The following is a 21,593-nucleotide window of genomic DNA, read 5'->3' as shown; positions in this document are numbered from 1 at the left end:
TCCGTAACCGTCCTGAATAATGGCCTGCAATTCCCGAAGATCGACACGCGAGTGAGGAGTACGGCCATGTGGCGGGGCTTGATCGAGGCGTATCGGGACCGGCTGCCGGTCACCGGCGCCACCCCGGTGGTCTCGTTGCACGAGGGGAACACCCCGCTGGTGCCGGCGCCGGTGCTGTCCCAGCGGACGGGCGCCGACGTCTACCTCAAGGTGGAGGGCGCCAACCCGACCGGCTCGTTCAAGGACCGGGGCATGACGATGGCCGTGTCGAAGGCCGTCGAGGAGGGCGCCAAGGCGATCATCTGCGCCTCGACCGGCAACACCAGCGCCTCCGCCGCGGCGTACGCGGCACGTGCCGGCATCACCTGCGCGGTGCTCGTGCCCCAGGGCAAGATCGCGCTGGGCAAGCTGGCCCAGGCGCTCGTGCACGGCGCCCGGCTGCTCCAGGTGGACGGCAACTTCGACGACTGTCTGGCGCTGGCCTCGAAGCTGTCCCAGGACTACCCGGTCGCGCTGGTCAACTCGGTGAACATCTTCCGGCTGCACGGCCAGAAGACGGCGTCCTTCGAGATCGTCGAGGCGCTCGGGGACGCTCCGGACATCCACTGCCTTCCGGTCGGCAACGCCGGCAACATCTCCGCCTACTGGATGGGCTACCAGGAGGACAAGGAGGCCGGAAACTCGACGAGGCTGCCGAAGATGTACGGCTTCCAGGCCTCCGGCGCCGCCCCGATCGTGAACGGCAAGGTGGTCGAGCACCCGTCGACGATCGCCACCGCGATCCGGATCGGCAACCCGGCCAGCTGGACCAAGGCGCTGGACGCGCGGGACGCCTCGGGTGGCCTGATCTCGGCGGTCACCGACCGGGACATTCTGAACGCGTACCGGCTGCTGGCCCGTGAGGTGGGCGTCTTCGTCGAGCTGGGCAGCGCGGCCAGCGTGGCGGGGCTGTTGCAGCAGGCGGCGGCCGGCCGTGTCCCGGCCGGTTCCCGGGTGGTCTGCACGGTGACCGGGCACGGCCTGAAGGACCCGGAGTGGGCGATCTCCACCGCCCCGTCGCCGACCGTCATCGCGAACGACGCGCTGATCGCGGCGAAGGCCCTCGACCTGGCCTAACCCGGTGGTTCGCCCGCGGCGGCCTCCCGGACCAGCAGTGCCATCGCTTGAGCGACGATCACGAGCTCCTCGGCTGAGAGACGGCTGAGGAGCTCGCGCTGTTTGGCCGCGCCCGCGGTGATGATGCCTTCGATGAGCTCGGTGCCCGCCCTGGTCAGCCCGATCCGGCGAACACGCCGGTCGTGCACGTCCTCGGTGCGCGTGACGAGCTCCTGCACGACCAGCCGGTCGACCATGCCGCTGAGCGCGGCGGCTCCCACACCGATCATCCGGGCCAGCTCGCCGCCGGCCATCGTGCCGTGCCGGGCGAGCAAAAACATGATCTTCAGCTGCGACATGGTCAGGTGTGAGGAGAAGAGCGGATCCGACCGATCGGAGGCGAACAGGTGCTCCAGACGGATCTGTGCGCCCATGATATCTGCGATGAGCTGCTCTTTCTCGCCCACCGCGTGCTCCTTTTGTGACGTGCTGATGGCCGGTACGGGTCCATCCGATGTCGGACGGTACCAGTGGACCCCCATCGAAAACCATTTGTTCGCGTCATGCAAACTATCAGTATCGACCGAATCTTTCTCGGGGGAGCGCCAATGTCAGGTCTGACACGGCTAAGCCTTGCCAACCGAGGTCTCGTCGCCCTGATCGCCATCGTGCTCAGTGGCTTCGGGCTCTACGCCATCCCGTCTCTCAAGCAGCAGCTCTTCCCCTCGATCGAGCTGCCCGCCGCGTTCGTGAGCGCGGTGCTGCCCGGCGCCTCACCGGAAGCGGTCGAGGACCAGGTGACCAAGCCGATCGAGGACGCGGTCAAGGGCATCGACGGCATCGACAGCGTGACCTCCACCTCGCGGGAGAGTGTGTCCAGCGTCGTCGTGCTCTTCGAGTTCGGCACGGACATCGAGTCCGCGGTCAACCAGGTGACCACCTCGGTCAACCGGATTCAGTCGCAGCTTCCGGAGAACGTCGACCCGGCCGTCTTCGCGGGCGGCACCGACGACATCCCGGCGATCGTGCTGGCCGCGTCGTCCGGTGACAACGACGAGGCGGCGCTGCTCGCCAAGCTCAACGAGACCGTGGTGCCCGAGATCAACGGCATCGAGGGCGTCCGCGACACCCAGGTCACCGGCGCCCGCGCCGAGCAGACGGTGATCACGCCGGACATGGCGAAGATGGGCGCCGCCGGCGTCAGCCCCGCCTCGCTCACCACGGTGCTGCAGGCCAACGGCGTCTCCATCCCGGCCGGCACCGTGGTCGAGGGCGACAAGTCGCTGACCGTGCAGGTGGGCACCCCGATCACCACGGCCGAGCAGCTGGAGAACGTGTACCTGACCGGCTCACGCGGTCCGGTCCGGCTCGGTGACGTGGCCGCCGTCGAGAGCAAGCTGCCGCCCGCCGAGTCGTACACGCGGACCGACGGGGTGAACAGCCTCGGCATCGCGGTCACCGCACGGCCGGACGGCAACCCGGTGGAGATCTCGCACGAGGTCCGGGACATGCTGCTCGATCTGGAGCAGGCGTCCGGCGCGACACTGACCGTCATCACCGACCAGGCGCCGTACGTGGAGCGCTCGATCGAGAGCCTGACCACCGAGGGCCTGCTCGGCCTGCTGATGGCGGTCGTGGTGATCCTGATCTTCCTGATGAGCGTCCGGTCCACGCTGGTGACCGCGGTGTCCATCCCGCTGTCCGTGCTGATCGCGCTGATCGCGCTCTGGGTCGGCGACTTCACCCTCAACCTGCTCACCCTGGGCGCGCTGACCATCGCGATCGGCCGGGTGGTGGACGACTCGATCGTCGTCCTGGAAAACATCAAACGCCATCTCGAGTACGGCGAGGAGAAGGTCCACGCCATCCTCACGGCGGTTCGTGAGGTGGCCGGCGCGGTGGTCGCCTCGACCCTCACCACGGTCGCCGTGTTCGCGCCGATCGGGCTGGTGGGCGGCCTGGTCGGGCAGATCTTCTCGTCCTTCGCGATCACCGTGACGGTGGCCCTGCTGGCCTCCCTCGTGGTGTCGCTGACGATCGTGCCGGTGCTGGCGTACTGGTTCCTCAAGCCGCCGCCGGCCGGCGCCGACACCGAGGCGATCCGCAAGGCCGCCGAGGAGAAGGAACTGCGCAGTCCGCTGCAGCGCGGCTACCTGCCGGTGATCCGCTTCGCCACCACCAAGCGCTGGACCACGGTGCTCATCGGCATCGCGGTGCTGATCGGCACCTTCGCCCTGAGCACCCGGCTGGAGACCAACTTCCTCGACGAGTCGGGGCAGGACAGCATCACGATCAGCCAGGAGATGCCGGCCGGCACCAGCCTGGCGGCCACCGACGAGGCGGCCAAGCAGGTCGAGGCGGTCCTGGCCGACCAGGACGGCGTCAAGACGTACCAGGTGACCGTCGGCGGCAGCTCCGGCAACCCGTTCGCCGGTGGCGGCGGGGCGGGCACCGCCACCTACAACGTGGCCCTGGAGGAGGACGCGGACGCCGCGGAGATCTCCGACGAACTGGACACCAAGCTCGACGCCCTGTCCGGCGCCGGTGAGATCAAGATCGGACAGGAGGGTTCCGGCCTCGGCAGCAGCCAACTGTCCGTGTCGGTTACCGCCCCCGACAACGAGGTCCTGACCGCGGCCACCGAGCAGGTCCGTACGGCGATGACCGGGGTGGCCGGGGTCGCCGATGTCGACACCTCGCTCGCCGAGAGCGTGCCGCGCCTCGACGTGGTGGTGGACCGCAAGGCCGCCGCGCAGGTGGGCCTCACCGAGGCGCAGATCGCTCAGACCGTGGCGTCGCTGTTCCGCTCCGCCCCGGCCGGCCAGATCAACGTCGACGGCACCACCCAGGATGTCGTGGTCTCGTTCGGCAAGGCGCCCACCGACCCGGCCGCGCTGCGTGCGGTCCCGCTGCCCACCCCGGGCGGTGTGGTCCCGCTCGACCAGGTCGCCGACGTCAAGCAGGTGGACGGCGCGGTCGAGATCAACCGGGCGGACGGCAGCCGTACCGTCACCGTGACCGGCGCGGTCACCGGCGACAACCTCACCGAGATCAACCAGGATCTGACCGCCGCGCTGGAGGAACTCGAACTGCCGGCCGGCGCCGAGTGGACCATCGGTGGCGTCAGCGCCGACCAGGAGGAGGCGTTCTCGCAGCTCGGCCTGGCCGTGCTCGCCGCCATCGCGATCGTCTTCGTGATCATGGTGGCCACCTTCCGGAGCCTGATCCAGCCGGTGATCCTGCTGGTGTCGATCCCGTTCGCGGCGACCGGCGCGATCATCCTGCTGCTGGTCACCGGCACCGCGCTCGGCGTGCCCGCCCTGATCGGTGTACTCATGCTGGTCGGCATCGTGGTGACCAACGCCATCGTCCTGATGGACCTGATCAACCACTACCGGGCCGCCGGGTACGGCGTGCAGGAGGCGGTGATCGAGGGCGGCCGGCACCGGCTGCGCCCGATCCTGATGACCGCGATCGCCACCATCTTCGCGCTCATCCCGATGGCGCTGGGCCTGACCGGCGAGGGCGGCTTCATCTCCCAGCCGCTGGCCGTCGTGGTGATCGGTGGTCTGGTCAGCTCGACGCTGCTGACCCTGGTCCTGGTGCCGACGCTCTACACCATGGTGGAGAACCGCAAGGAGAAGAGCCGGGCCAAGCGGCAGGCGAAACGGCTGCGCAAGGGCCAGGCCGCCGGCGAGCCGAAGCACGCCGCCGACGAGCCCGCCGACGACCTGGTGACGGCCGGCGCGGCCCCGGAGACCAGCGGTGGCGCGCACGAGGCGCCGGAGACCGGCGGGAAGTCCGCGCTGCGCGGGCTCACCGACCAGTTCGAGGTGCTGAAGATGCCGCGCAAGCCGGCGAAGCCGGCCGAGTAGGCGACGAGATCCGATGCCCGGCCCCTGCGGCCGGGCATCGGCGTATCTAGACTCCGGTACGTGCCAGCAGACTTCTCGGTCCTTACCCGCAACCGGGACTTCCGCAGGCTCTTCGCCGCCGAGCTGGTGGTCTTCGGCGCCGACTGGTTCGTCATGGTGCCGCTGCTGGTGCTGCTGCCCGAACTGACCGGCGGCGGCACGCTGGGCGCGCTGGTGCTGGCCGTGGACACCGGCATCCTGGCGCTGCTGCTGCCGTTCACCGGCACGGTCGCCGACCGGCTGGACCGTCGCAGGATCCTGATCCTGTCGAACGCCGCGGCCTTCGTGTCCGTGCTGCTGCTGTTCACGGTGCGCTCCGCGGCGACCGCCCCGCTGGCCTTGGTCGCGGTCGGCGCCATCGCGGTGTCGAAGGCGTTCTACTCCCCGGCCGCGTCGGCCGCCCTGCCCAACCTGGTGGACGCCGCCGACCTGCCGGCCGCGAACACCATCGCCGGCTCGGCGTGGGGCACCATGACCGTGGTCGGCGCGTCTCTCGGCGGCGTCGTCAGCAGTGTCTTCAGCCCGTACGCCTGCTTTGCGGTGACCGCTGCCTGCCTGCTCTCCGGAAGCCTGCTGACCGCCCTGATCCGGCGTCCGATGCAGGCGCCGCGCAGCGGTGACGGCGAGCCTCCGCGGGCTCTGCCCGCCCTGATCGAGTCGCTGCGCCACATCGCCCGCCGCCCCCGCCTGCGTGCGCTGGTGACGGTCAAGTCGGCGGTCGGCCTGGGCAACGGCGTGCTGACCGTCTTCCCGCTGATCGCGGCGGCGCACGGGGCGGGAGCGATGGGCACCGGGCTGCTGTTCGCGTTGCGCGGCGCGGGCGCCCTGGTCGGCCCGCTGGTGATGCGCCCGGTGCTGACCCGCCCGTCCTGGCTGCTGCCCGGCCTGGCCCTGTCCATGGGCCTGTACGGCGTCGGCTACCTGGGTGTCGCCTTCGCGCCGTGGTTCCCGCTCACCCTGGCTCTGGTCTTCGTGGCGCACTTCGCCGGCGGCAGCAACTGGGTGCTGTCCAATTTCGCGCTCCAGGGCGAGGTCCCGGACGGGCTGCGCGGCCGGGTCTTCGCCACCGACATGATGCTGGCGACGGTCGCGATCGCGGTGAGCCAGCTGGCCGCGGGCGCGTTCATCGACCGGGTCGACCCGGAGTGGATCATCGCGGGTTGCGCGTCGATCACGCTGACCTATGCGATCGGATGGCGGCTGGCGACCCGCCGGCTCAGGCCCTCCACCGAGCCGTCATTCGGGATTACCGGGACCGGGGAGCCTCCCCCGAAATGATCAACCCCTAGCATGTGGCGATGGGCTTGTCCTTCGTCACCGAACCGGTCTCCGTCAGCACGCCGGCGACCAGCGCGAATCTGGGTCCCGGCTTCGACGCCCTGGGCCTGGCTCTGACGCTGTACGACGATCTGACCGCCCGGATCACCGGCGACTCCTACACCGTCACGGTGCACGGTGAGGGCGCCGGCCAGTTGCCGTCCGGCCCCGACCATCTGGTGGTCCGTGCCATGCTCGCGACCTTCGACGAGGCCGGGCAGCGGCCGCCGGGCGTCGCCGTCGAGTGCGTCAACCGGATCCCGCAGGCCCGTGGCATGGGCAGCTCCTCGGCGGCCATCGTGGGCGGCGTGCAGTTGGCCCGCGGCCTGATCGAGGGCGGTCTGGAGCTGATCGACGACGCGGCCGCGCTACGGATCGCGGCGCGTCTCGAGGGCCACCCCGACAACGTGGCGCCCTGCCTGCTCGGCGGGTTCACCATCGCGTGGACCGAGGAGACGGGCGCCCGCGCGGTCTCCCTGGTCCCGGCAGCGGGCGTGCGCCCCACCGTTTTCATTCCCGCCGAGTTGGGGTATACGGCTTCCGCGCGCGCCGCGCTGCCGCCGGAGGTCCCGCACCATGACGCGTCGTTCAACGCGGGGCGGGCCGCCCTGCTCACGCACGCGCTCACCACGGATCCGGCCCTGCTGTTCCCGGCCACCGACGACCGGCTGCATCAGAGTTACCGTGCTCCGGGGATGCCGGGCACGGCGTCTCTGGTGGCGGCTCTCCGTTCGGCCGGAGTGGCCGCCGTGGTCAGCGGGGCCGGCCCGACCGTGCTCGCGTTGACCGAGGTCCCGGGCGATTTCGCACCGGGTGCGCACTGGCACAGCGAAGTGCTGGGCGTGGATGACGCCGGTGCTCGTGTGAAAGGGGGTATGGTGGAACACGCCGAGCGGGGCCCTGTTGCCGCAGGTCGCACGAGTTGACTACGCTCAAGACCTAGCACAGCCGCGAAGCAAGCGATCTCTGCGGTTCGGCGCACCCCCGAGATTTCTGGCCTACGGCCTATCTCAACTCTCACCAAGGCAAACGCCGGGCAGCATCCATAGATCGCTGCACTCGCCGAGACCTACCCGTCAAGCCCTGGCGGGCAGGGATACCGGTCGAGCTGCCGTGCTGCACCAACTCCCGCGCCGCTGTTGCGAAGCGGGTTCCGAGGGCACCCGGCCCAGGCTGCAGTTCCGGGTGACTTCGGGCTTTTTCCGACGGAAGGAATCCATTGAGCGACACCACCGACGTGACGTCGGGTGTTTCTGACGTCGCTGACGGCGCCGGCACCACCGCGACCGCTACGAAGCGCCGCCGGGGCGGCACCGGGCTGTCCGCGATGCTGCTGCCCGAGTTGCAGAGCCTCGCCGCCTCCCTCGGCATCTCCGGCACCGCCCGGATGCGCAAGGGTGAGCTGATCGCCGCGATCACCGAGCGCCAGAGCGGCGGAACGCCTGCCGCCGAGCCGGCCCCGCGCCCGCGTACCAACAGCTCCGAGGCTGTCGCCGCCCCCGCGCAGCCGGCCCCGGTACAGGCCGCTCCGGTGCAGGTCGCGCCGGTCGAGGCGCCCAAGACCGCAGCGGCTCCGGCTGAGACGGCTCCGGCCGAGCGCCCGGCCCGGAGCCGCCGTGAGCGCGCTTCCCGGGAGCCCCGGGAAACCGCGCCGCGCGAGCCGGAGACGGCGACCGTGGAGGCCGCCCCGGCTCCGGCCGAGGCCCCCGCGCCCGCAGTGGAGACCACCGAGCGCCCCGAGCGGGGCGACCGGCCGGAGCGCGGTGAGCGCAACCGGGACCGGCAGCGCAACCAGCGTGACGGTCAGCGGGACAGCCAGCGTGACGGTCAGCGGGACAGCCAGCGTGACGGTCAGCGGGACAACCAGCAGCGTGACAACCAGCAGCGTGAGGACCGCGGCAACGACCGTGGCCAGCGCGCCGACCAGGGTCACGACGACGACGACAACGACGGCGACGGCGGTCGCCGGAGCCGGCGCAGCCGCTTCCGGGACCGTCGCCGGGGCCGCGACCGTGACGGCGACCAGCGCGACGACAACCGTCGTGAGGGCCGGGAGCCGCACGTCGCCGAGGACGAGGTGCTCGTCCCGGTCGCCGGCATCCTGGACGTGCTGGACAACTACGCCTTCGTCCGCACCACCGGCTACCTCTCCGGGGCGAACGACGTCTACGTCTCGATGTCACAGGTCAAGAAGTACGGTCTGCGCCGAGGCGACGCGGTCACCGGCGCGGTGCGGTCCGCGCCGCGCGACGGTGGCAACGACGGCCAGCGGCGGGACAAGTACAACCCGCTGGTCCGCCTGGACACCATCAACGGGATGGAACCCGACGAGGCCCGCCGGCGTCCGGAGTTCTACAAGCTCACGCCGCTCTACCCGCAGGAGCGTCTGCGGCTGGAGACCGAGCCGCACATCCTGACGACCCGCATCATCGACCTGGTGATGCCGATCGGCAAGGGGCAGCGTGCGCTGATCGTCTCGCCACCGAAGGCCGGCAAGACGATGGTGCTGCAGGCCCTGGCCAACGCGATCACCCGCAACAACCCCGAGTGCCACCTGATGGTCGTACTCGTGGACGAGCGGCCCGAAGAGGTCACCGACATGCAGCGCACGGTGAAGGGCGAGGTCATCGCGGCCACGTTCGACCGTCCGCCGCAGGACCACACCACGGTCGCCGAGCTCGCCATCGAGCGGGCCAAGCGGCTGGTCGAGCTGGGCCACGACGTGGTCGTGCTGCTCGACTCGGTGACCCGGCTCGGCCGGTCGTACAACCTGGCGGCTCCGGCGTCCGGCCGGATCATGTCGGGTGGTATCGACTCGACCGCGCTCTACCCGCCGAAGCGGTTCCTCGGCGCGGCGCGCAACATCGAGAACGGCGGCTCGCTGACCATTCTCGCCACCGCGCTGGTGGAGACCGGGTCGATGATGGACACGGTGATCTTCGAGGAGTTCAAGGGCACGGGTAACGCCGAGCTCAAGCTGGACCGCAAGATCGCTGACAAGCGGGTCTTCCCGGCCGTGGACGTCTCCGCCTCCAGCACCCGTAAGGAGGAGATCCTTCTGGGCAAGGAGGAGCTGGCGATCATCCACAAGCTCCGCAAGGTGCTCAGCTCGCTGGAGTCCGGCGCGGCTCTGGACCTCCTGATGGACCGGCTCAAGCAGACCCGGACCAACATCGAGTTCCTGATGCAGATCGCCAAGTCGACGCCTGGCGAATAACCACCCGAATGCGACGCGGCCCACCCAATCGGGTGGGCCGCTTCGCTTTTGTCGCACATCTTGTCTGATTCGCCCGCTACGGGGTCGTGCGAACCTCCGGTATCCCCATCCCTCGACAATCCGGAGGCGCTCGATGATCGTGCCCGGCTACCGGGACCATCCGGCCGAGCCCTGGGATCCGAGCTCACCCGTCGACCCTGGTGAGGCCGAGGACTTCCTGCGGTGCTGCTACACCGAGAACCCCCGCCTCGGCCCGGTCGAGCCGCGACTCGCCATCGTCCGCGCGCAGATCGCCGCGACCGGCAGCTACGTGCATACCACCGACGAACTCACCCACGGCGCGAAGATGGCCTGGCGCAACGCCGGCCGGTGCATCGGGCGCCTCTACTGGCGCAGCCTCATGGTGCTGGACCGGCGACGGGCCCGGACCGCCGACGAGATCTACTCCCTGCTGGTGCAGCATCTGCAGACCGCCGGAACCGGGCAGATCCGGCCGGTGATCAGCGTCTTCGCCCCGGCCCTGCCCGGTCAACCGCACGCCCGGGTCTGGAACGAGCAGCTCATCCGCTACGCCGGGTACCGGACCGAGGCCGGCGGCACGGTCGGCGACCCACGGCTCATCGAGTTCACGGCGGCCGTCCGCGGCTACGGCTGGCAGGGCAAGGGTGAGGCGTTCGACGTGCTGCCGCTGGTCATCGAGACACCCGGCGACGGGGTGCGCCTCTACGAACTGCCCGAACGCGCCATCCGCGAGGTGCCGCTGAGCCATCCCGAGTTCTCGTGGTTCGCCGAGCTGGGGCTGCGCTGGCACGCCGTCCCGGCGATCGCCAACATGCGGCTCACCGTCGGCGGCGTGCACTATCCGCTCGCCCCGTTCAACGGCTGGTACATGGGCTCGGAGATCGGCGCCCGGAACCTCGCCGACGCCGACCGATACAACCTGCTGCCGCTGGTCGCCGCACGGATGGGCCTGGACACCAGCCGGGAGTCGACGCTGTGGCGGGACCGGGCGCTCGTCGAGCTCAACCGGGCCGTCCTGCACAGCTTCGAACAGGCGGGCGTCAAGATGAGCGACCACCACACCGAGTCGCAGCGCTTCATGACCCACCTGCGCAACGAGGAGAAGGCCGGCCGCCGTGTGCCCGCCGACTGGACCTGGATCGTCCCACCCATCTCCGGCGGCCTCACCCCGGTCTTCCACCGCTACTACGACGAGTTCGACCAGCGCCCGGCCTTCTACCTGGACGACGACGCCGCCGACCTGGCCCGGCACGGATCCCGCTGCCCCTACCGCGGCTGACGTCTGCCGTGGCCCAGGCGCCTCTCTCACCCTGTCGTCCTGTCGTCCTGTCGTCCGGAGGGCCGGTGTGCAGGGCGATGTGTGCTCGGAGAACCGATGTGTGCTCGGAGAACGTGACACCCGTGGTGGGTGTGACGACACCCGTTGCCGGTGTCACGTCTGCGGAACACAGATGGCCGTGATCCGTGTCCCGTCTCCCCGGACGGGGATTCGTCTCCGCGTGTGCTGCCAGCCGGTGACCGTGACGGTGGTTGCGTGTGGCGGCCGGCCGGTGCCGCACGCTGGAGTTCGAAGCGCTGGTAGCGAGCCTTTATTGATAAGCCGGCAGGGTCAGCGCTCACGCCCAGCCGGGGGACTGTCTTGATGCGCGTACGGGGCCTGGACCACCGATCTCAGCCCGGTGCGGGCGTCGCGGGCGTGAGTGGGCAGTGAGATCGCGGAATGCCCACGGCGGGCACGGGTAGGCGTACCGGAAAGGGAAAGCGTGAGAAGGGCGCTGAGGCCGCGGCAGAGGCTATGCGAACTCGTTGACCGGGAAGTCGTCGCGATGACGCCAGGCGGCCTCGGTGCGGACGTGACCGGGCCGGACCCACTTCAGGAGTTTGCGATCGGATTCGGACGCCGGGATGCGGCCGGCGGCGCGGACCACGAAGCCTTCCGAGCAGTCCTCGGTGCGCTGGGCGGCCCAGGCGGCGCGAGCCTCGGAGAGGCTGCCGCCGCGGTAGAGGACCGGGACGACCGGCAGCTCCAGACGGCGCGCCCAGTCGACGGTGTCGTCCCAGCCGAGCAGTGTGTCCGTCTCGTCCCAGATGCCGAAGACCAGGAAGACGCCGGGCAGGTCGGTGTAGGCGACGCTGCGGCGAGCCCACATGGACTCGCCGCAGACCCGCCAGTCGTCGGGGATCCGGTACGCCGTCATCGCCCACAGCGCCTTCGCCGGACGGTCCCACGGGTGGGTGCCGGAGTCGAGCGAGCGGGCGAACATGGTGTCGCGGGTGAAGGTGAGGTTGCCGCCGTCCATCTTCTCGGTCACCACGAGCTCGCCATCCAACCAGGACAGATCACGCTGAATCCGGTCGTCAGCGGTCGCTCCCGGTGAGTCGGGCAGATGGAACGTCCGCGGGTATTTCACCCTAGAAATCTCCCTCCGCCACCTGGAAGACGGTCAGGCCGAGCTGCCGCCACATGCGTACCACCTGTTGACGGTCGTCGAACACTCCGACGATCCGCCAGCGCTCCCTGACCTCTCGGTCGAAGATCTCCCGCTTGACGATCGAGTCCTTCCGGCTGTCGCCCTCGGCCCGCATGAACAGACCTTCGTACGGCACCCCGACGAACAGGTCCAGCCAGGCCTCGGTCTCGGCGCGGCACACCGCGTCCCGCCCCGAGCAGAAGACGATCGCGTGCCCCGCGGCGTGCATCGCCCGCACCGCGGTGATCACCGACGGATTCGGCTCGTCCTCACCGACACGGCGCCAGTCGTACGGGCTGCGGCCGTTCATCAGCGCGACGGTGCCGTCGATGTCGACCAGCACCGCCTCCGGCAGCCCCGGATCCGGCCGGTAGACCACGCCCGGCCCACCCGGGTCGACGAACGGCACCGGCAGCGGCAGCCTCTTCCCCGCCAGGTAACGGTCGTGCAGGCGGCGGATCGCGTCCGCGCCGACCCGGTCGCCCTCGCCTCGCTCGGCGTCGCGCCGGACGCACTCGTCGACCGGCACGTCGGTGAAGTCGTGCACCTCGAACGACGCGCCGAACCGGGCCGCCATCTCGGCCCACTCGCGGACCGTCTTGGCGCGCAGGTTCGTGTCGTCGACGATGACGCTGGCCCGGGCACCCAGCAGCGCCTCCACGGCGGCCCGCTGGGCGCGCGTGACCTGCCCCTCGGCCACCTGTGTGTAGAGGCGGCCGCCGTGCAGCATGCGCCGCAGGTCGTCGCGGTTGACCCGGACCACGCCGGGCTGCAGCTTGTGCGCGAACGTCGTCTTGCCGGAGGCCGGCAGACCGCGCGTGATCAGAAGTCGTGTCATCCCCAGTCCCTCAACCGGCCGGCCGGACCCGCTGCCACAGGCCGGGACGGTAATCCTTGCCGTCCAGCCGCAGGAACAGTTCGGCGCGGTGCTCGCTGCGCACCGCCTCGATCGCGAACTCCTTGCGGCCCCAGCCCTCCGGCAGGCCGGCGACGATCATCGCGTAGGCGGCCTCGACCGCGGCCGCCCGCTTTTCGACCTCCGCGGTCAGCTCCGCCACGACGCCCCGCGCCCAGACGTGGAACTCGTCCGGCAGCGGCTCGAGCAGGGCGTCCAGGTCGCCGCCGGTCACCAGCAGCTCCCACACGCTGCGCGCGGTGAGGCCGGTGACCAGGCGGTGCAGCCGGACGTAATCCGCATACTTGATCTTCAGCCGCTGGTCGGCGTCGGTGAAGTGCACCACCAGACCCTCCCGGCCGTCGCGCGGCGGGGCGGCCAGCGCCTCGGTCAGGCTCGCGTAGCCGAACGTCTCGACCACCGGGCCCGGCCATCCCGGCACCGCCTCGGGGCCGAAGCTGCGGCCGGTCGCGATGTCCACCGCCCCGAGCAGCACCAGGTCGTCGAGGCCCTGGTAGTCCACGACGATGCGATTGCCCGGGTAGATGATCTCCACGAGCACGGTCAAACCCGCCGGGGGTACGAAGGACGCGTACCGCGTACGCAGAAGGTCAGTGGCGTGCAGAGCCTGGTCGGAGGCGAAGGACCCGCGGGTGGCGACGGCGTAGCCGGAGCCGTCGTGGTAAATGACGCCGAGGCTGCCGTCCAGTTTGTCGGTGACGGTCACCTTCGCGTCCGCCGCGAGGGCCGGCGCCTGGGTCTCCGTGTGGTTGAAGAACTTTTTCATCGGCCGGGCCGCGATCCGGCCGTCGGCGTCGACGATGAGGCCCCGGCAGGCCAGCGTGACCGGCGTCCAGGCGCCGCTGTACTGGCAGGCCTCGGTGTAGTTGTAGATCACGAACGGCAGGCTGGGGTGGCGCTGCGTCCGGATCAGACCGTTTCCGATCGCCTCGGTCAACTCGACCGGATCGAGGACGTCGCGGAGCAGCGTCATGGGGTGCCTGCCAAGGGGGGTGGAATGAACGGAGGGACGCTCACGTTAACCAGCATGAATCCGGTTGCGCCTCCTGATTTCCGGCCGGTACGGGAGGCATGGCAGACTGGTACATCGGCCAGTAGGGGTTCCGGTTCACGCCTTTGTCACAACGGTGGGGCGACCCGGCGACCCGATCATCGAGAGGGACCGAGAAGACATGAAGAGCGGCATCCACCCCGAGTACTCGACCACCGAGGTCGTCTGCTCCTGCGGCAGCACCTTCACCACCCGCAGCACCGCGAAGGGCGGCGAGATCCGCGTCGAGACCTGCAGCGCCTGCCACCCGTTCTACACCGGCAAGCAGCGCGTCCTCGACACCGCGGGCCGGGTCGCGAAGTTCCAGGCGAAGTACGCCAAGGTCACTGCCGCGAAGAAGAAGTAACCGCGTCAACGGCGCCCGTCCCGGTTTCCGGGGCGGGCGCCGTTCGCATGTGGCCCGCTGGTTCCGTTGGCTTGGGAGATTCGATGAGTAACGACCGTTTGAGCACGCTTCTCGCCGAGTACGTGGACCTGGAGAAGCGGATGGAGGATCCGTCGATCCACGCCGACCAGGCGCTGGTCCGCCGGGTCGGCCGCCGCTTCGCCGAGCTGGCCCCGCTGTACGCCGCGCACCAGGAGCTGGAGGCCGCCCGCGCCGACCTGGTCGCCGCGAAGGAACTGGCCGCCGAGGATCCGGCGTTCGCCTCCGAGGTCGAGGCGGTCGCCGCCATGCTGCCCGCGCTGGAGGAGAAGCTCGGCGAGATGCTGATCCCGCGCGACCCGAGCGACGCCAAGGACGTGATCATCGAGATCAAGGCGGGCGAGGGCGGCCAGGAGTCGGCGCTGTTCGCCGGTGATCTGCTGCGCATGTACACCCGGTACGCCGAACGCCGCGGCTGGGTGGTCGAGGTGATCGACTCCCAGGAGTCGGACCTCGGCGGTGTCAAGGACATCTCGGTCGCGGTGAAGACCCGGGGCGTGCCGGAGGGCGGCCACGGGGTCTGGTCGCGGATGAAGTGGGAGGGCGGCGTGCACCGGGTGCAGCGCGTCCCGGTCACCGAGTCGCAGGGCCGCATCCACACCTCGGCGGCCGGCGTGCTGGTGCTGCCCGAGGCGGAGGAGGTCGACATCGACATCCAGGCCGGTGACCTGCGGATCGACGTCTACCGCTCGTCCGGCCCGGGTGGGCAGTCGGTCAACACCACCGACTCCGCCGTGCGGATCACACACCTGCCCACCGGCACCGTGGTGAGCTGCCAGAACGAGAAGAGCCAGCTCCAGAACAAGGAGTCGGCGATGCGGATCCTGCGGTCCCGGCTGCTGGCCCAGGCACAGGAGGCCGCCGACGCGGCCGCCGGCGACGCCCGGAAGGCCCAGGTCCGTACGGTCGACCGGTCCGAGCGGGTGCGCACCTACAACTTCCCGCAGAACCGGATCACCGACCACCGGATCGGCTACACCGCCTACAACCTCGACCTGGTGCTCGGCGGCGAACTGGACGGCGTGCTGGACGCGCTGGCCGGCGCCGACCGGGCGGCCCGCCTCGCCGGGGACACCGACCTCAGCCGACGTCAGTGATGGTGATCCGGTCGCCGTCGCGGCAGCCGACGTAGCGGCCGTCACCGCCGCAGAAGCCGTCGCCGGCGACCGGGATGACGCCGAGCACCACGGAGCGGCCGGTCCGCAGGTCGAGGCGGCGCAGCACAGATCGCGAGTTGTCCGGCGGCAGGCTGAGCGACAGCATCATGATGTCGGCCTCCCGGTCGTGGTGGAGCACGTAGCCGCGGGCGCCGGCACCGATCACCCGGCCGTCCTCGGCGTGGATCAGGGTCTGCTGGACGTCTTCCCCGGTGCCGCTGATCAGCACCCGGTCGTCGGGCAGCGGGCTCACGCCCGGATAGCCGGACCGGCGCCATCGTTCCGCACCGGAGGCCGGGTCGAGGGCCACGACGTTCGTCCCGTCGCCGAGGCAGAGCACCGGGCCGCAGTCCTGCACATACGGGTTCTCGGCGGTCTCCCGCTCCCAGGCCCGCTCCAGGGTGCCCACCCGGTAGGCGGTGACCTTGCCCTGACGCTGGGTGACGTTGTCGTTGACCAGCACCAGCCCGGTCGCCGTGGAGAGCGAGCTGCCCCGCCCGAGCGTCGGCTGCTGCTCGATCCACGGCAGGCGGCGCTGCGCCGCGGTGACGCCGTCGGCGTAGCGCAGCACGGTCGTCTCGCCGGCGGCGCCGAGCACCACGACGTGTGCCGGGGCCGTCCCGTCGAGCTGGAGCATCGCGGTCTCCGCGCCCTTGAGGCGGCGCTCCCAGACGACGGAGCCGTCCCGGGCCCGGACCAGCCGGATCGCGATCAGATTCTTCCGGTCGTACTCGTGCAGCAGGACCGTGTCGCCGGTGTCGGACCCCTTCAGGGTGCCGGGATGCTTCCACAGCCGCTCGCCGGTCGCGGGGTCCATCGCCGTCACCGTACCGCCGAAGATCTCCACCCCGTAGCTGCCGTCCTCGAACTCGACCTCGACGGTCTGCTCGTCGCCGGGGATGAGCAGCACCTCCTGGTTCTGCCCGGCGTGCAGCCAGGACATCTGAGTGCCGGTGTCACGCTCCCAGAGGACCTTGCCGGTCTCCACGGCGTACGCCGTCAGCCGGGCCCCGCCGCCGTCGTCCCGGTGCACGTAGACGACGTCGTCGCGGATCGCCATGGTGTCGTTCTGGCCGAACGGGGCCGACCACAGCTGGCGGAACCCGGCCGGCACCGGCCGGGCCGACGCGCCCAGCAGCACGGCACACAGCAGCGCGAGGCCGATCAGAGCCATCCGCCGCACCGAGCCCTGCCGGAACTCGGCCCTCGGCGCCGACTCCGGTGAGTCGGCCGGAACCCCGCTGACGTCACCCAGCTCGATCACGGTCATGTCGGTTTCCGGCTCGCCGCCGCGGCCGCCAGCGCGGCGCTCAGCCCACGGCCGTGGGCGCCCACCTCGGACCAGCCCGAAGCCAGCCCGATCGGGGTGCCCGGGACCAGCGCCTGCCAGTTCTCCGCGGTCGCGGCCGCGCCGATCCGGCGGGACACCTCGGCCGCCTGATGCGGGCCGGCGCCCGGCAGGACCAGCACGAACTCGTCACCGGCGAACCGGGCCACGAAGTCGCCGCGGCGCATCACCCGGTGCAGCACCCCGGCGATCCGCTGGAGCACCAGGTCGCCGCAGTGCCGGCCGTGCCGCATGTTGACCGAGGTGAATCCGACCACGTCGCAGACGCCGACCGCGGCCCGTTCGCCGCGCGACAGCAGGCTGTCCACATAACGCTCCAGTTGGCGGCGGTTGGGTAGCCCGGTGAGCGGGTCGATGAGTGTCTCGTCGCCGTACCGGCCGGGGTCGCGGTGGGTCTCCTGGGCGTCCAGCCGGGCGGCGACACCGTCCAGATAGCCGTCCCGGAGCTGGTCGATGCGCTGGGCGGCGAGGCGGAACGCGTACCGGTCGGCGGCGTGCGCGGCGGCGTGGTCGCCGGCGCTGGCGTGGCAGATGCTGCGCAGCCGGGCCGGCTCGGGCGCGCCCAGCACCTCGGCGGAGACCGGCACCGCCTGCAACAGGGTCAGCGCCCGCTCCGGCTTGCCGGACGCGATCGCCAGGCAGACCGCGCCGAGGTGCCGCAGGTCCCGGGTCCGGACACTGTCACCACCGCCGGTCAGCCAGCGGGCGGCGTCGGCTCCGGTCGGCTCGCCGAGGGCGGCGCGGCGGGCCAGCGCGTAACCGTAGACGGCCCGGCTGCCCGGGCGCAGCTGATCGGTGGCGACGTAACGGGACAGCTCGGCGTCGATGTCGCGGAGCACCCGCAGGCAGCCGTCGGTGTCGCCCTGATGGTCCAGCGCCACGGCGTTGCGCAGGCGGATGCCGGGCGCGGCGAACACCTCGGACGCCAGGCCGGCGGCCGCCCCCGCCTCCCGGGCCTGCTCGATGGCGGTCAGCGCCTGGCCGTGAAAACCCAGGTACGAGTACGCCATGGCGAGGTCGTGCCAGCCCCAGGCGGTCTCCGCGTCGCCTTCCGGGACGGCGGCCAGCGCCCGCGACGCCTGCACCAGGTGGGTGACGCCACGGTCCAGGTTGCTCTGCAGGTGGGCGCCGACGGCCGCGAACGCGTGCAGTTGGCCGCGCAGATAAGGGTCGGGCACCTCACGGACCGCCTCTGCCGCGGCGGCCATCGCGACCGCCAGCTCGGCCAGCCGCCCCAGGTTGATCAGCGCGCCGAACCGCTGCACCAGCGCATACGCCCGGGTGGTCGGATCGGAGGCGGAGGAGAGCACCGCGTCGAGAATCGGCAGCGCCTGCGCGGACTGCCCGTTCTGCTGCAGATGTCCCGCGCGGCGGAGATCCTCGACGTGTTCCGCGAGCTGGTCCAACCAACTCACCAGGCGCCTCCCACGGCCTCGGCGGGTCGCCGGCTGCCCCGCGTCCGCGACGTCTCATGATTATGCCGTGACACCGCGACACGAACACCCCCGTGAAGGCACGGATCGGACCCGGCTGGCACCGGTGCTGGCTGCCGCCACGGCCGATCTCGCGGCGGCCGGGGTGGCGTCGCCGCGGGCCGACGCCGAGCAGCTGGTCGCCCACGTGCTGGGGGTGCCGCGCGGGCGGTTGCTGCTGATCGACTCGATCCGTGCCGTCGAGGTGGACCGGTTCCGTGAGCTGGTCGCCGAGCGGGCCCGCCGGATCCCGTTGCAGCACCTGCTCGGCACGGCCGCGTTCCGGTACGTGGAGCTGGCGGTCGGCGACGGCGTCTTCGTACCCCGGCCGGAGACCGAGCTGCTGGCCGGCTGGGGGGTGGCCCGTACCGGCCCGGGCGCCGTGGTGGTCGATCTGTGCAGCGGCAGCGGCGCCATCGCGGTGTCGATCGCCGACGAGACGAGAGCCGGCCGGGTGATCGCCGTGGAACGATCCCCGGCGGCGCTGACCTGGCTGCGCCGCAACACCGCGTCCCATCCGGTGATCGAGGTGGTGGCCGGGGACGTCACCGACCCGGGGCTGCTGTCCGGCCTGCACGGCGCGGTGGACGTGCTGCTGTGCAACCCGCCGTACGTGCCGGACGGCACCCCGGTCCCGCCGGAGGTGTCCGGCCACGACCCGGCCGAGGCGGTCTTCGGCGGCGGCGACGGGCTGACCGTGATCCGGCCGGTCGTCGAGCTGGCCGCCGCCCTGCTCAAGCCGGGTGGCTCGGTCGGGATCGAGCACGACGACGTGCACCGGGAGGCGGTGCCCGCGCTGCTGCGGGCGGACGGCCGCTTCACCGAGGTGGCCGCGCACGAGGACCTCAACGGCCGTCCCCGGTACGCGACCGCACGCCGCCGGTAGGGCACCGTGTAGCCGCATGGCAGACTGCATCTCGTGATGCTCTACGACTGCTCCACCGTCACGGACCGGGACCGTGGCGTCGCCGCCGCGGTCGAGGCGGCCAAGGGCGGCGAGCTCGTGGTGATCCCCACCGACACCGTCTACGGGGTGGGCGCCGACGCCTTCGCGCCGCACGCCGTCAATCAGCTGCACCACGCCCGCGGCTCGGATCGCCGGGTGCCGCCGCCGGTGCTGGTCGGCTCGCGGCACACCCTGGACGGGCTGGTGTATTCGCTGCCCCGCGCGGCCCGGGAGCTGGCCGACGCGTTCTGGCCCGGCGCGCTCACCATCATCGTGGAGCACTCGCCCAGCCTGAGCTGGGATCTCGGCGACACCGGCGGCCAGGTGGCGGTGCGGATGCCGCTGCACCCGGTGGCTCTCGAGGTGCTGCGTGAGGTCGGCCCGATGGCGGTCACCGCCGGCAACAAGCTCGGCTCGCCGGCGCCGCTGACCGCCGAGGAGGCCCGCGACCAGTTGGAGTACACGGTTCGCGTCTACCTGGAGGCCGGCCCGGCCGCCGACCCGGCGCCGAGCACGATCGTCGACGTCACCGGTGACCTGCCCCGCGTGCTGCGGGCCGGCGCCATCCCGCTGGAGAAGCTGCGTGACGTGGTTCCGGACATCATTGATGGGCAGGCCTGATTTGCCTCCGTTCACCGTTCTGCACGTCTGCATGGGCAACATCTGCCGGTCCCCGATGGCCGAGCGCCTGCTGGCCCGGGCGATCCGGGACCGGGCCGGCGACATCGACGGCGACGCGCTGCTGCGCAGCGTGAGCGCCGGCACCGGCGGTTGGCACGAGGGCGAGGAGATGAATCCGCCGGCGGCCCGGCTGGTCCGCGCCCGCCGCGCCTCCGACGAGGACTTCCTGGCCCGCAAGCTGCGCGGCGACTTCATCGACGGCGCCGACCTGATCCTCACCGCCACCGCCGACCAGTACGACTACGTGGTGGCGCTGCGCCCGGAGGCCGCCGATCGTACCTTCGTGCTCGGCGAGTTCGGCCGGCTGCTCGGCGCGGTCGACGCCGCCGCGCTCCCGCCGGCCGAGGCGAAACCGGAGGCGGTGCGCGCCCGCGGCGTCGCGATCGTCGGGGAGGTGGCCCGGCTCCGCGGCACGGACGCGCCGCAGGCCGCCGACGACCTGGACGACCCGTGGGGCCGTGGCGACCAGACCTTCCAGCGGGTCGCCGACGAGATCGAGGACACCACGATGCCGCTCGCCGCGCTGCTGCTGCCCTGACCGGTGCCGATCCAGATGTCCAGTGCCGTGATCGGCTCCGCCGCGAACCGCGTCGTCCGGCCCGACGCCGAAGGGCTGCGCCGGGCCGCGGAGATCCTGCGCGCCGGCTCGGTGGTGGCCTTTCCCACCGAGACCGTCTACGGCCTCGGCGCCGACGCCTTCTCCGCGAAGGCGGTCGCCGAGATCTACCGTCTGAAGAACCGTCCCACCTGGAACCCGCTGATCGTGCACGTGCCCGACGTGGCGGCGGCGCGTGAGCTGGCCGGCGAGTGGCCGGACCGGGCGGACGAGCTGGCCGCGGCGTTCTGGCCCGGCCCGCTGACCCTCGTCGTGCGGCGGGCCGCCCACCTGCCCGGCATCGGAGCGGCAAACGACACGGTCGCCGTCCGGATTCCGGCCCATCCGGTCGCCCTCGACCTGCTGCGGGCCTCCGGCCTGCCGCTGGCGGCGCCCAGCGCGAACCGTTCCGAGGGCATCTCGCCGACCACCGCCGGGCACGTGATCCGCAGCCTGCCCGACGTCCCGCTGGTGCTGGACGGTGGCGCCTGCTCGTGGGGCATCGAGTCGACCGTGCTGGACCTGACCGGTGAGGTGCCGCGGCTGCTGCGCCCGGGAGCGCTCGGGCTGCGTGTGCTGCGGGACGTCACCGGCCCGATCGCGCTGCCGGAGTCGGAGACCGTGGACGGCACGGCCCGCCCGTCGCCGGGGATGAGCCGCCGCCACTACGCGCCACGCGCCACGGTCATCCTCTGCGAGGACGTGACCGGCGTGGACCGCTTCACTCTGGCCGGGCCGGTCGGCGTGCTCACCTACGAGGGCGGCGAGGGCACCGAGGTGCTCTCCGCCGACCCACGGGAGTACGCCGCCGACCTGTACGCCGCCCTGCACCGCCTGGACGACGCGGGCTTCGCGACGATCCTGATCCAGGAGTGCTGAGCAGCCGCACCCCGCCCTGGAGCCGGCCCACGTTGCCGACGATCACGGCGGCCGGGCGGCGGGGCATGGGCGGGCCGCCGTCCAGCCGG

The 21,593-nt window shown here is 71.4% G+C and carries 18 protein-coding genes; 12 read left to right on the top strand and 6 right to left on the bottom strand.

What is annotated here, in order from left to right; all coding sequences use genetic code 11:
- The first annotated feature begins 66 nt into the window (after nucleotides 1-66).
- Nucleotides 67-1,116: a threonine synthase gene (gene thrC, locus AB0I88_RS17885; protein ID WP_361025011.1), complete on the top strand. Its 1,050-nt coding sequence runs from the start codon at nucleotides 67-69 to the stop codon at nucleotides 1,114-1,116.
- Here thrC and AB0I88_RS17880 read toward each other — a convergent pair.
- The gene (locus AB0I88_RS17880; RefSeq protein ID WP_361025008.1) at nucleotides 1,113-1,664 is read right to left on the bottom strand and encodes a MarR family transcriptional regulator; all 552 of its coding nucleotides are present in this window, start codon (nucleotides 1,662-1,664) and stop codon (nucleotides 1,113-1,115) included. The genes thrC and AB0I88_RS17880 overlap by 4 nt on opposite strands.
- A 39-nt stretch (nucleotides 1,665-1,703) precedes the next feature.
- Here AB0I88_RS17880 and AB0I88_RS17875 point away from each other — a divergent pair, with 39 nt between their 5' ends.
- The 5 genes from AB0I88_RS17875 (at nucleotide 1,704) to AB0I88_RS17855 (ending at nucleotide 10,843) form a co-directional block, all read left to right on the top strand.
- On the top strand, nucleotides 1,704-4,970 hold the full coding sequence (locus AB0I88_RS17875) for an efflux RND transporter permease subunit (RefSeq protein ID WP_361025005.1): 3,267 nt from the start codon (nucleotides 1,704-1,706) through the stop codon (nucleotides 4,968-4,970).
- A gap of 60 nt (nucleotides 4,971-5,030) precedes the next feature.
- Entirely contained in the window at nucleotides 5,031-6,287 is a 1,257-nt protein-coding gene (locus AB0I88_RS17870; RefSeq protein WP_361025002.1) for an MFS transporter, read from the top strand.
- A 20-nt stretch (nucleotides 6,288-6,307) separates the two neighbouring features.
- Nucleotides 6,308-7,252 carry a homoserine kinase gene (gene thrB, locus AB0I88_RS17865; RefSeq protein ID WP_361024999.1) on the top strand — a complete coding sequence of 315 codons (945 nt, stop codon included), beginning with the start codon at nucleotides 6,308-6,310 and terminating at the stop codon, nucleotides 7,250-7,252.
- A 293-nt stretch (nucleotides 7,253-7,545) separates the two neighbouring features.
- Nucleotides 7,546-9,543, top strand: a complete 1,998-nt coding sequence (rho, locus tag AB0I88_RS17860) for a transcription termination factor Rho (protein ID WP_361024996.1) — start codon at nucleotides 7,546-7,548, stop codon at nucleotides 9,541-9,543.
- A gap of 133 nt (nucleotides 9,544-9,676) precedes the next feature.
- Nucleotides 9,677-10,843 (top strand): nitric oxide synthase oxygenase, encoded by a 1,167-nt coding sequence (locus AB0I88_RS17855; RefSeq protein ID WP_361024993.1) that lies wholly within the window; start codon nucleotides 9,677-9,679, stop codon nucleotides 10,841-10,843.
- 514 nt (nucleotides 10,844-11,357) lie between these two features.
- Here the strand turns inward: AB0I88_RS17855 and AB0I88_RS17850 are convergent.
- The 3 genes from AB0I88_RS17850 to AB0I88_RS17840 are packed head-to-tail and all read right to left on the bottom strand — an operon-like array spanning nucleotide 11,358 to nucleotide 13,924.
- Nucleotides 11,358-11,975: an RNA ligase family protein gene (locus AB0I88_RS17850; RefSeq protein ID WP_361024990.1), complete on the bottom strand. Its 618-nt coding sequence runs from the start codon at nucleotides 11,973-11,975 to the stop codon at nucleotides 11,358-11,360.
- 1 nt (nucleotide 11,976) lies between these two features.
- On the bottom strand, nucleotides 11,977-12,873 hold the full coding sequence (locus AB0I88_RS17845) for an AAA family ATPase (RefSeq protein WP_361024987.1): 897 nt from the start codon (nucleotides 12,871-12,873) through the stop codon (nucleotides 11,977-11,979).
- A 10-nt stretch (nucleotides 12,874-12,883) separates the two neighbouring features.
- The gene (locus tag AB0I88_RS17840; protein ID WP_361024984.1) at nucleotides 12,884-13,924 is read right to left on the bottom strand and encodes an RNA ligase; all 1,041 of its coding nucleotides are present in this window, start codon (nucleotides 13,922-13,924) and stop codon (nucleotides 12,884-12,886) included.
- 199 nt (nucleotides 13,925-14,123) lie between these two features.
- Between AB0I88_RS17840 and rpmE the strand changes: the two genes are divergently transcribed.
- Nucleotides 14,124-14,348, top strand: coding sequence for a 50S ribosomal protein L31 (rpmE, locus tag AB0I88_RS17835; protein ID WP_183217236.1), 225 nt, complete (start codon nucleotides 14,124-14,126; stop codon nucleotides 14,346-14,348).
- Between the two features lie 83 nt (nucleotides 14,349-14,431).
- Nucleotides 14,432-15,523: a peptide chain release factor 1 gene (gene prfA, locus AB0I88_RS17830; protein ID WP_361024979.1), complete on the top strand. Its 1,092-nt coding sequence runs from the start codon at nucleotides 14,432-14,434 to the stop codon at nucleotides 15,521-15,523.
- On the opposite strand, the gene AB0I88_RS17825 is transcribed toward prfA, so the two are convergent.
- Both AB0I88_RS17825 and AB0I88_RS17820 read right to left on the bottom strand, forming a co-directional pair.
- Nucleotides 15,507-16,853 carry a PQQ-binding-like beta-propeller repeat protein gene (locus AB0I88_RS17825; RefSeq protein ID WP_361024976.1) on the bottom strand — a complete coding sequence of 449 codons (1,347 nt, stop codon included), beginning with the start codon at nucleotides 16,851-16,853 and terminating at the stop codon, nucleotides 15,507-15,509. The two genes, prfA and AB0I88_RS17825, sit on opposite strands and share 17 nt — an antisense overlap.
- Complete coding sequence (locus AB0I88_RS17820) at nucleotides 16,850-18,346, bottom strand: GGDEF domain-containing protein (RefSeq protein WP_361024973.1); 1,497 nt, start codon at nucleotides 18,344-18,346, stop codon at nucleotides 16,850-16,852. The genes AB0I88_RS17825 and AB0I88_RS17820 overlap by 4 nt, the downstream gene beginning before the upstream one ends.
- 127 nt (nucleotides 18,347-18,473) lie before the next feature.
- Here AB0I88_RS17820 and prmC point away from each other — a divergent pair, with 127 nt between their 5' ends.
- Genes prmC through AB0I88_RS17800 form a run of 4 tightly spaced genes read left to right on the top strand, consistent with a single transcriptional unit; the run spans nucleotide 18,474 to nucleotide 21,504 of the window.
- The gene (gene prmC / locus AB0I88_RS17815; protein ID WP_361025263.1) at nucleotides 18,474-19,289 is read left to right on the top strand and encodes a peptide chain release factor N(5)-glutamine methyltransferase; all 816 of its coding nucleotides are present in this window, start codon (nucleotides 18,474-18,476) and stop codon (nucleotides 19,287-19,289) included.
- A gap of 36 nt (nucleotides 19,290-19,325) precedes the next feature.
- On the top strand, nucleotides 19,326-19,970 hold the full coding sequence (locus AB0I88_RS17810; RefSeq protein WP_361025260.1) for an L-threonylcarbamoyladenylate synthase: 645 nt from the start codon (nucleotides 19,326-19,328) through the stop codon (nucleotides 19,968-19,970).
- A gap of 1 nt (nucleotide 19,971) precedes the next feature.
- Nucleotides 19,972-20,568 (top strand): phosphotyrosine protein phosphatase, encoded by a 597-nt coding sequence (locus AB0I88_RS17805; RefSeq protein WP_361024970.1) that lies wholly within the window; start codon nucleotides 19,972-19,974, stop codon nucleotides 20,566-20,568.
- A 15-nt stretch (nucleotides 20,569-20,583) separates the two neighbouring features.
- Nucleotides 20,584-21,504, top strand: coding sequence for an L-threonylcarbamoyladenylate synthase (locus AB0I88_RS17800; protein WP_361024968.1), 921 nt, complete (start codon nucleotides 20,584-20,586; stop codon nucleotides 21,502-21,504).
- Nucleotides 21,505-21,593: the final 89 nt, after the last annotated feature.

The sequence above is a fragment of the Actinoplanes sp. NPDC049802 genome, from assembly GCF_040656595.1.
In the GTDB taxonomy this organism is placed as follows: domain Bacteria; phylum Actinomycetota; class Actinomycetes; order Mycobacteriales; family Micromonosporaceae; genus Actinoplanes.
The sequence above is the reverse complement of the archived record's forward strand: the minus strand, read 5'-3'. Positions and strand labels throughout refer to the sequence as shown.

Bases quoted from the DNA above. Each gene is read 5' to 3' on its own strand.
- thrC (WP_361025011.1), top strand. From the start codon at position 67: ATGTGGCGGGGCTTGATCGAGGCGTATCGGGACCGGCTGCCGGTCACC.
- AB0I88_RS17875 (WP_361025005.1), top strand. From the start codon at position 1,704: ATGTCAGGTCTGACACGGCTAAGCCTTGCCAACCGAGGTCTCGTCGCC.
- thrB (WP_361024999.1), top strand. From the start codon at position 6,308: ATGGGCTTGTCCTTCGTCACCGAACCGGTCTCCGTCAGCACGCCGGCG.
- AB0I88_RS17855 (WP_361024993.1), top strand. From the start codon at position 9,677: ATGATCGTGCCCGGCTACCGGGACCATCCGGCCGAGCCCTGGGATCCG.
- AB0I88_RS17845 (WP_361024987.1), bottom strand. From the start codon at position 12,873: ATGACACGACTTCTGATCACGCGCGGTCTGCCGGCCTCCGGCAAGACG.
- AB0I88_RS17840 (WP_361024984.1), bottom strand. From the start codon at position 13,924: ATGACGCTGCTCCGCGACGTCCTCGATCCGGTCGAGTTGACCGAGGCG.
- rpmE (WP_183217236.1), top strand. From the start codon at position 14,124: ATGAAGAGCGGCATCCACCCCGAGTACTCGACCACCGAGGTCGTCTGC.
- prfA (WP_361024979.1), top strand. From the start codon at position 14,432: ATGAGTAACGACCGTTTGAGCACGCTTCTCGCCGAGTACGTGGACCTG.
- AB0I88_RS17825 (WP_361024976.1), bottom strand. From the start codon at position 16,853: ATGACCGTGATCGAGCTGGGTGACGTCAGCGGGGTTCCGGCCGACTCA.
- AB0I88_RS17810 (WP_361025260.1), top strand. From the start codon at position 19,326: ATGCTCTACGACTGCTCCACCGTCACGGACCGGGACCGTGGCGTCGCC.
- AB0I88_RS17800 (WP_361024968.1), top strand. From the start codon at position 20,584: ATGTCCAGTGCCGTGATCGGCTCCGCCGCGAACCGCGTCGTCCGGCCC.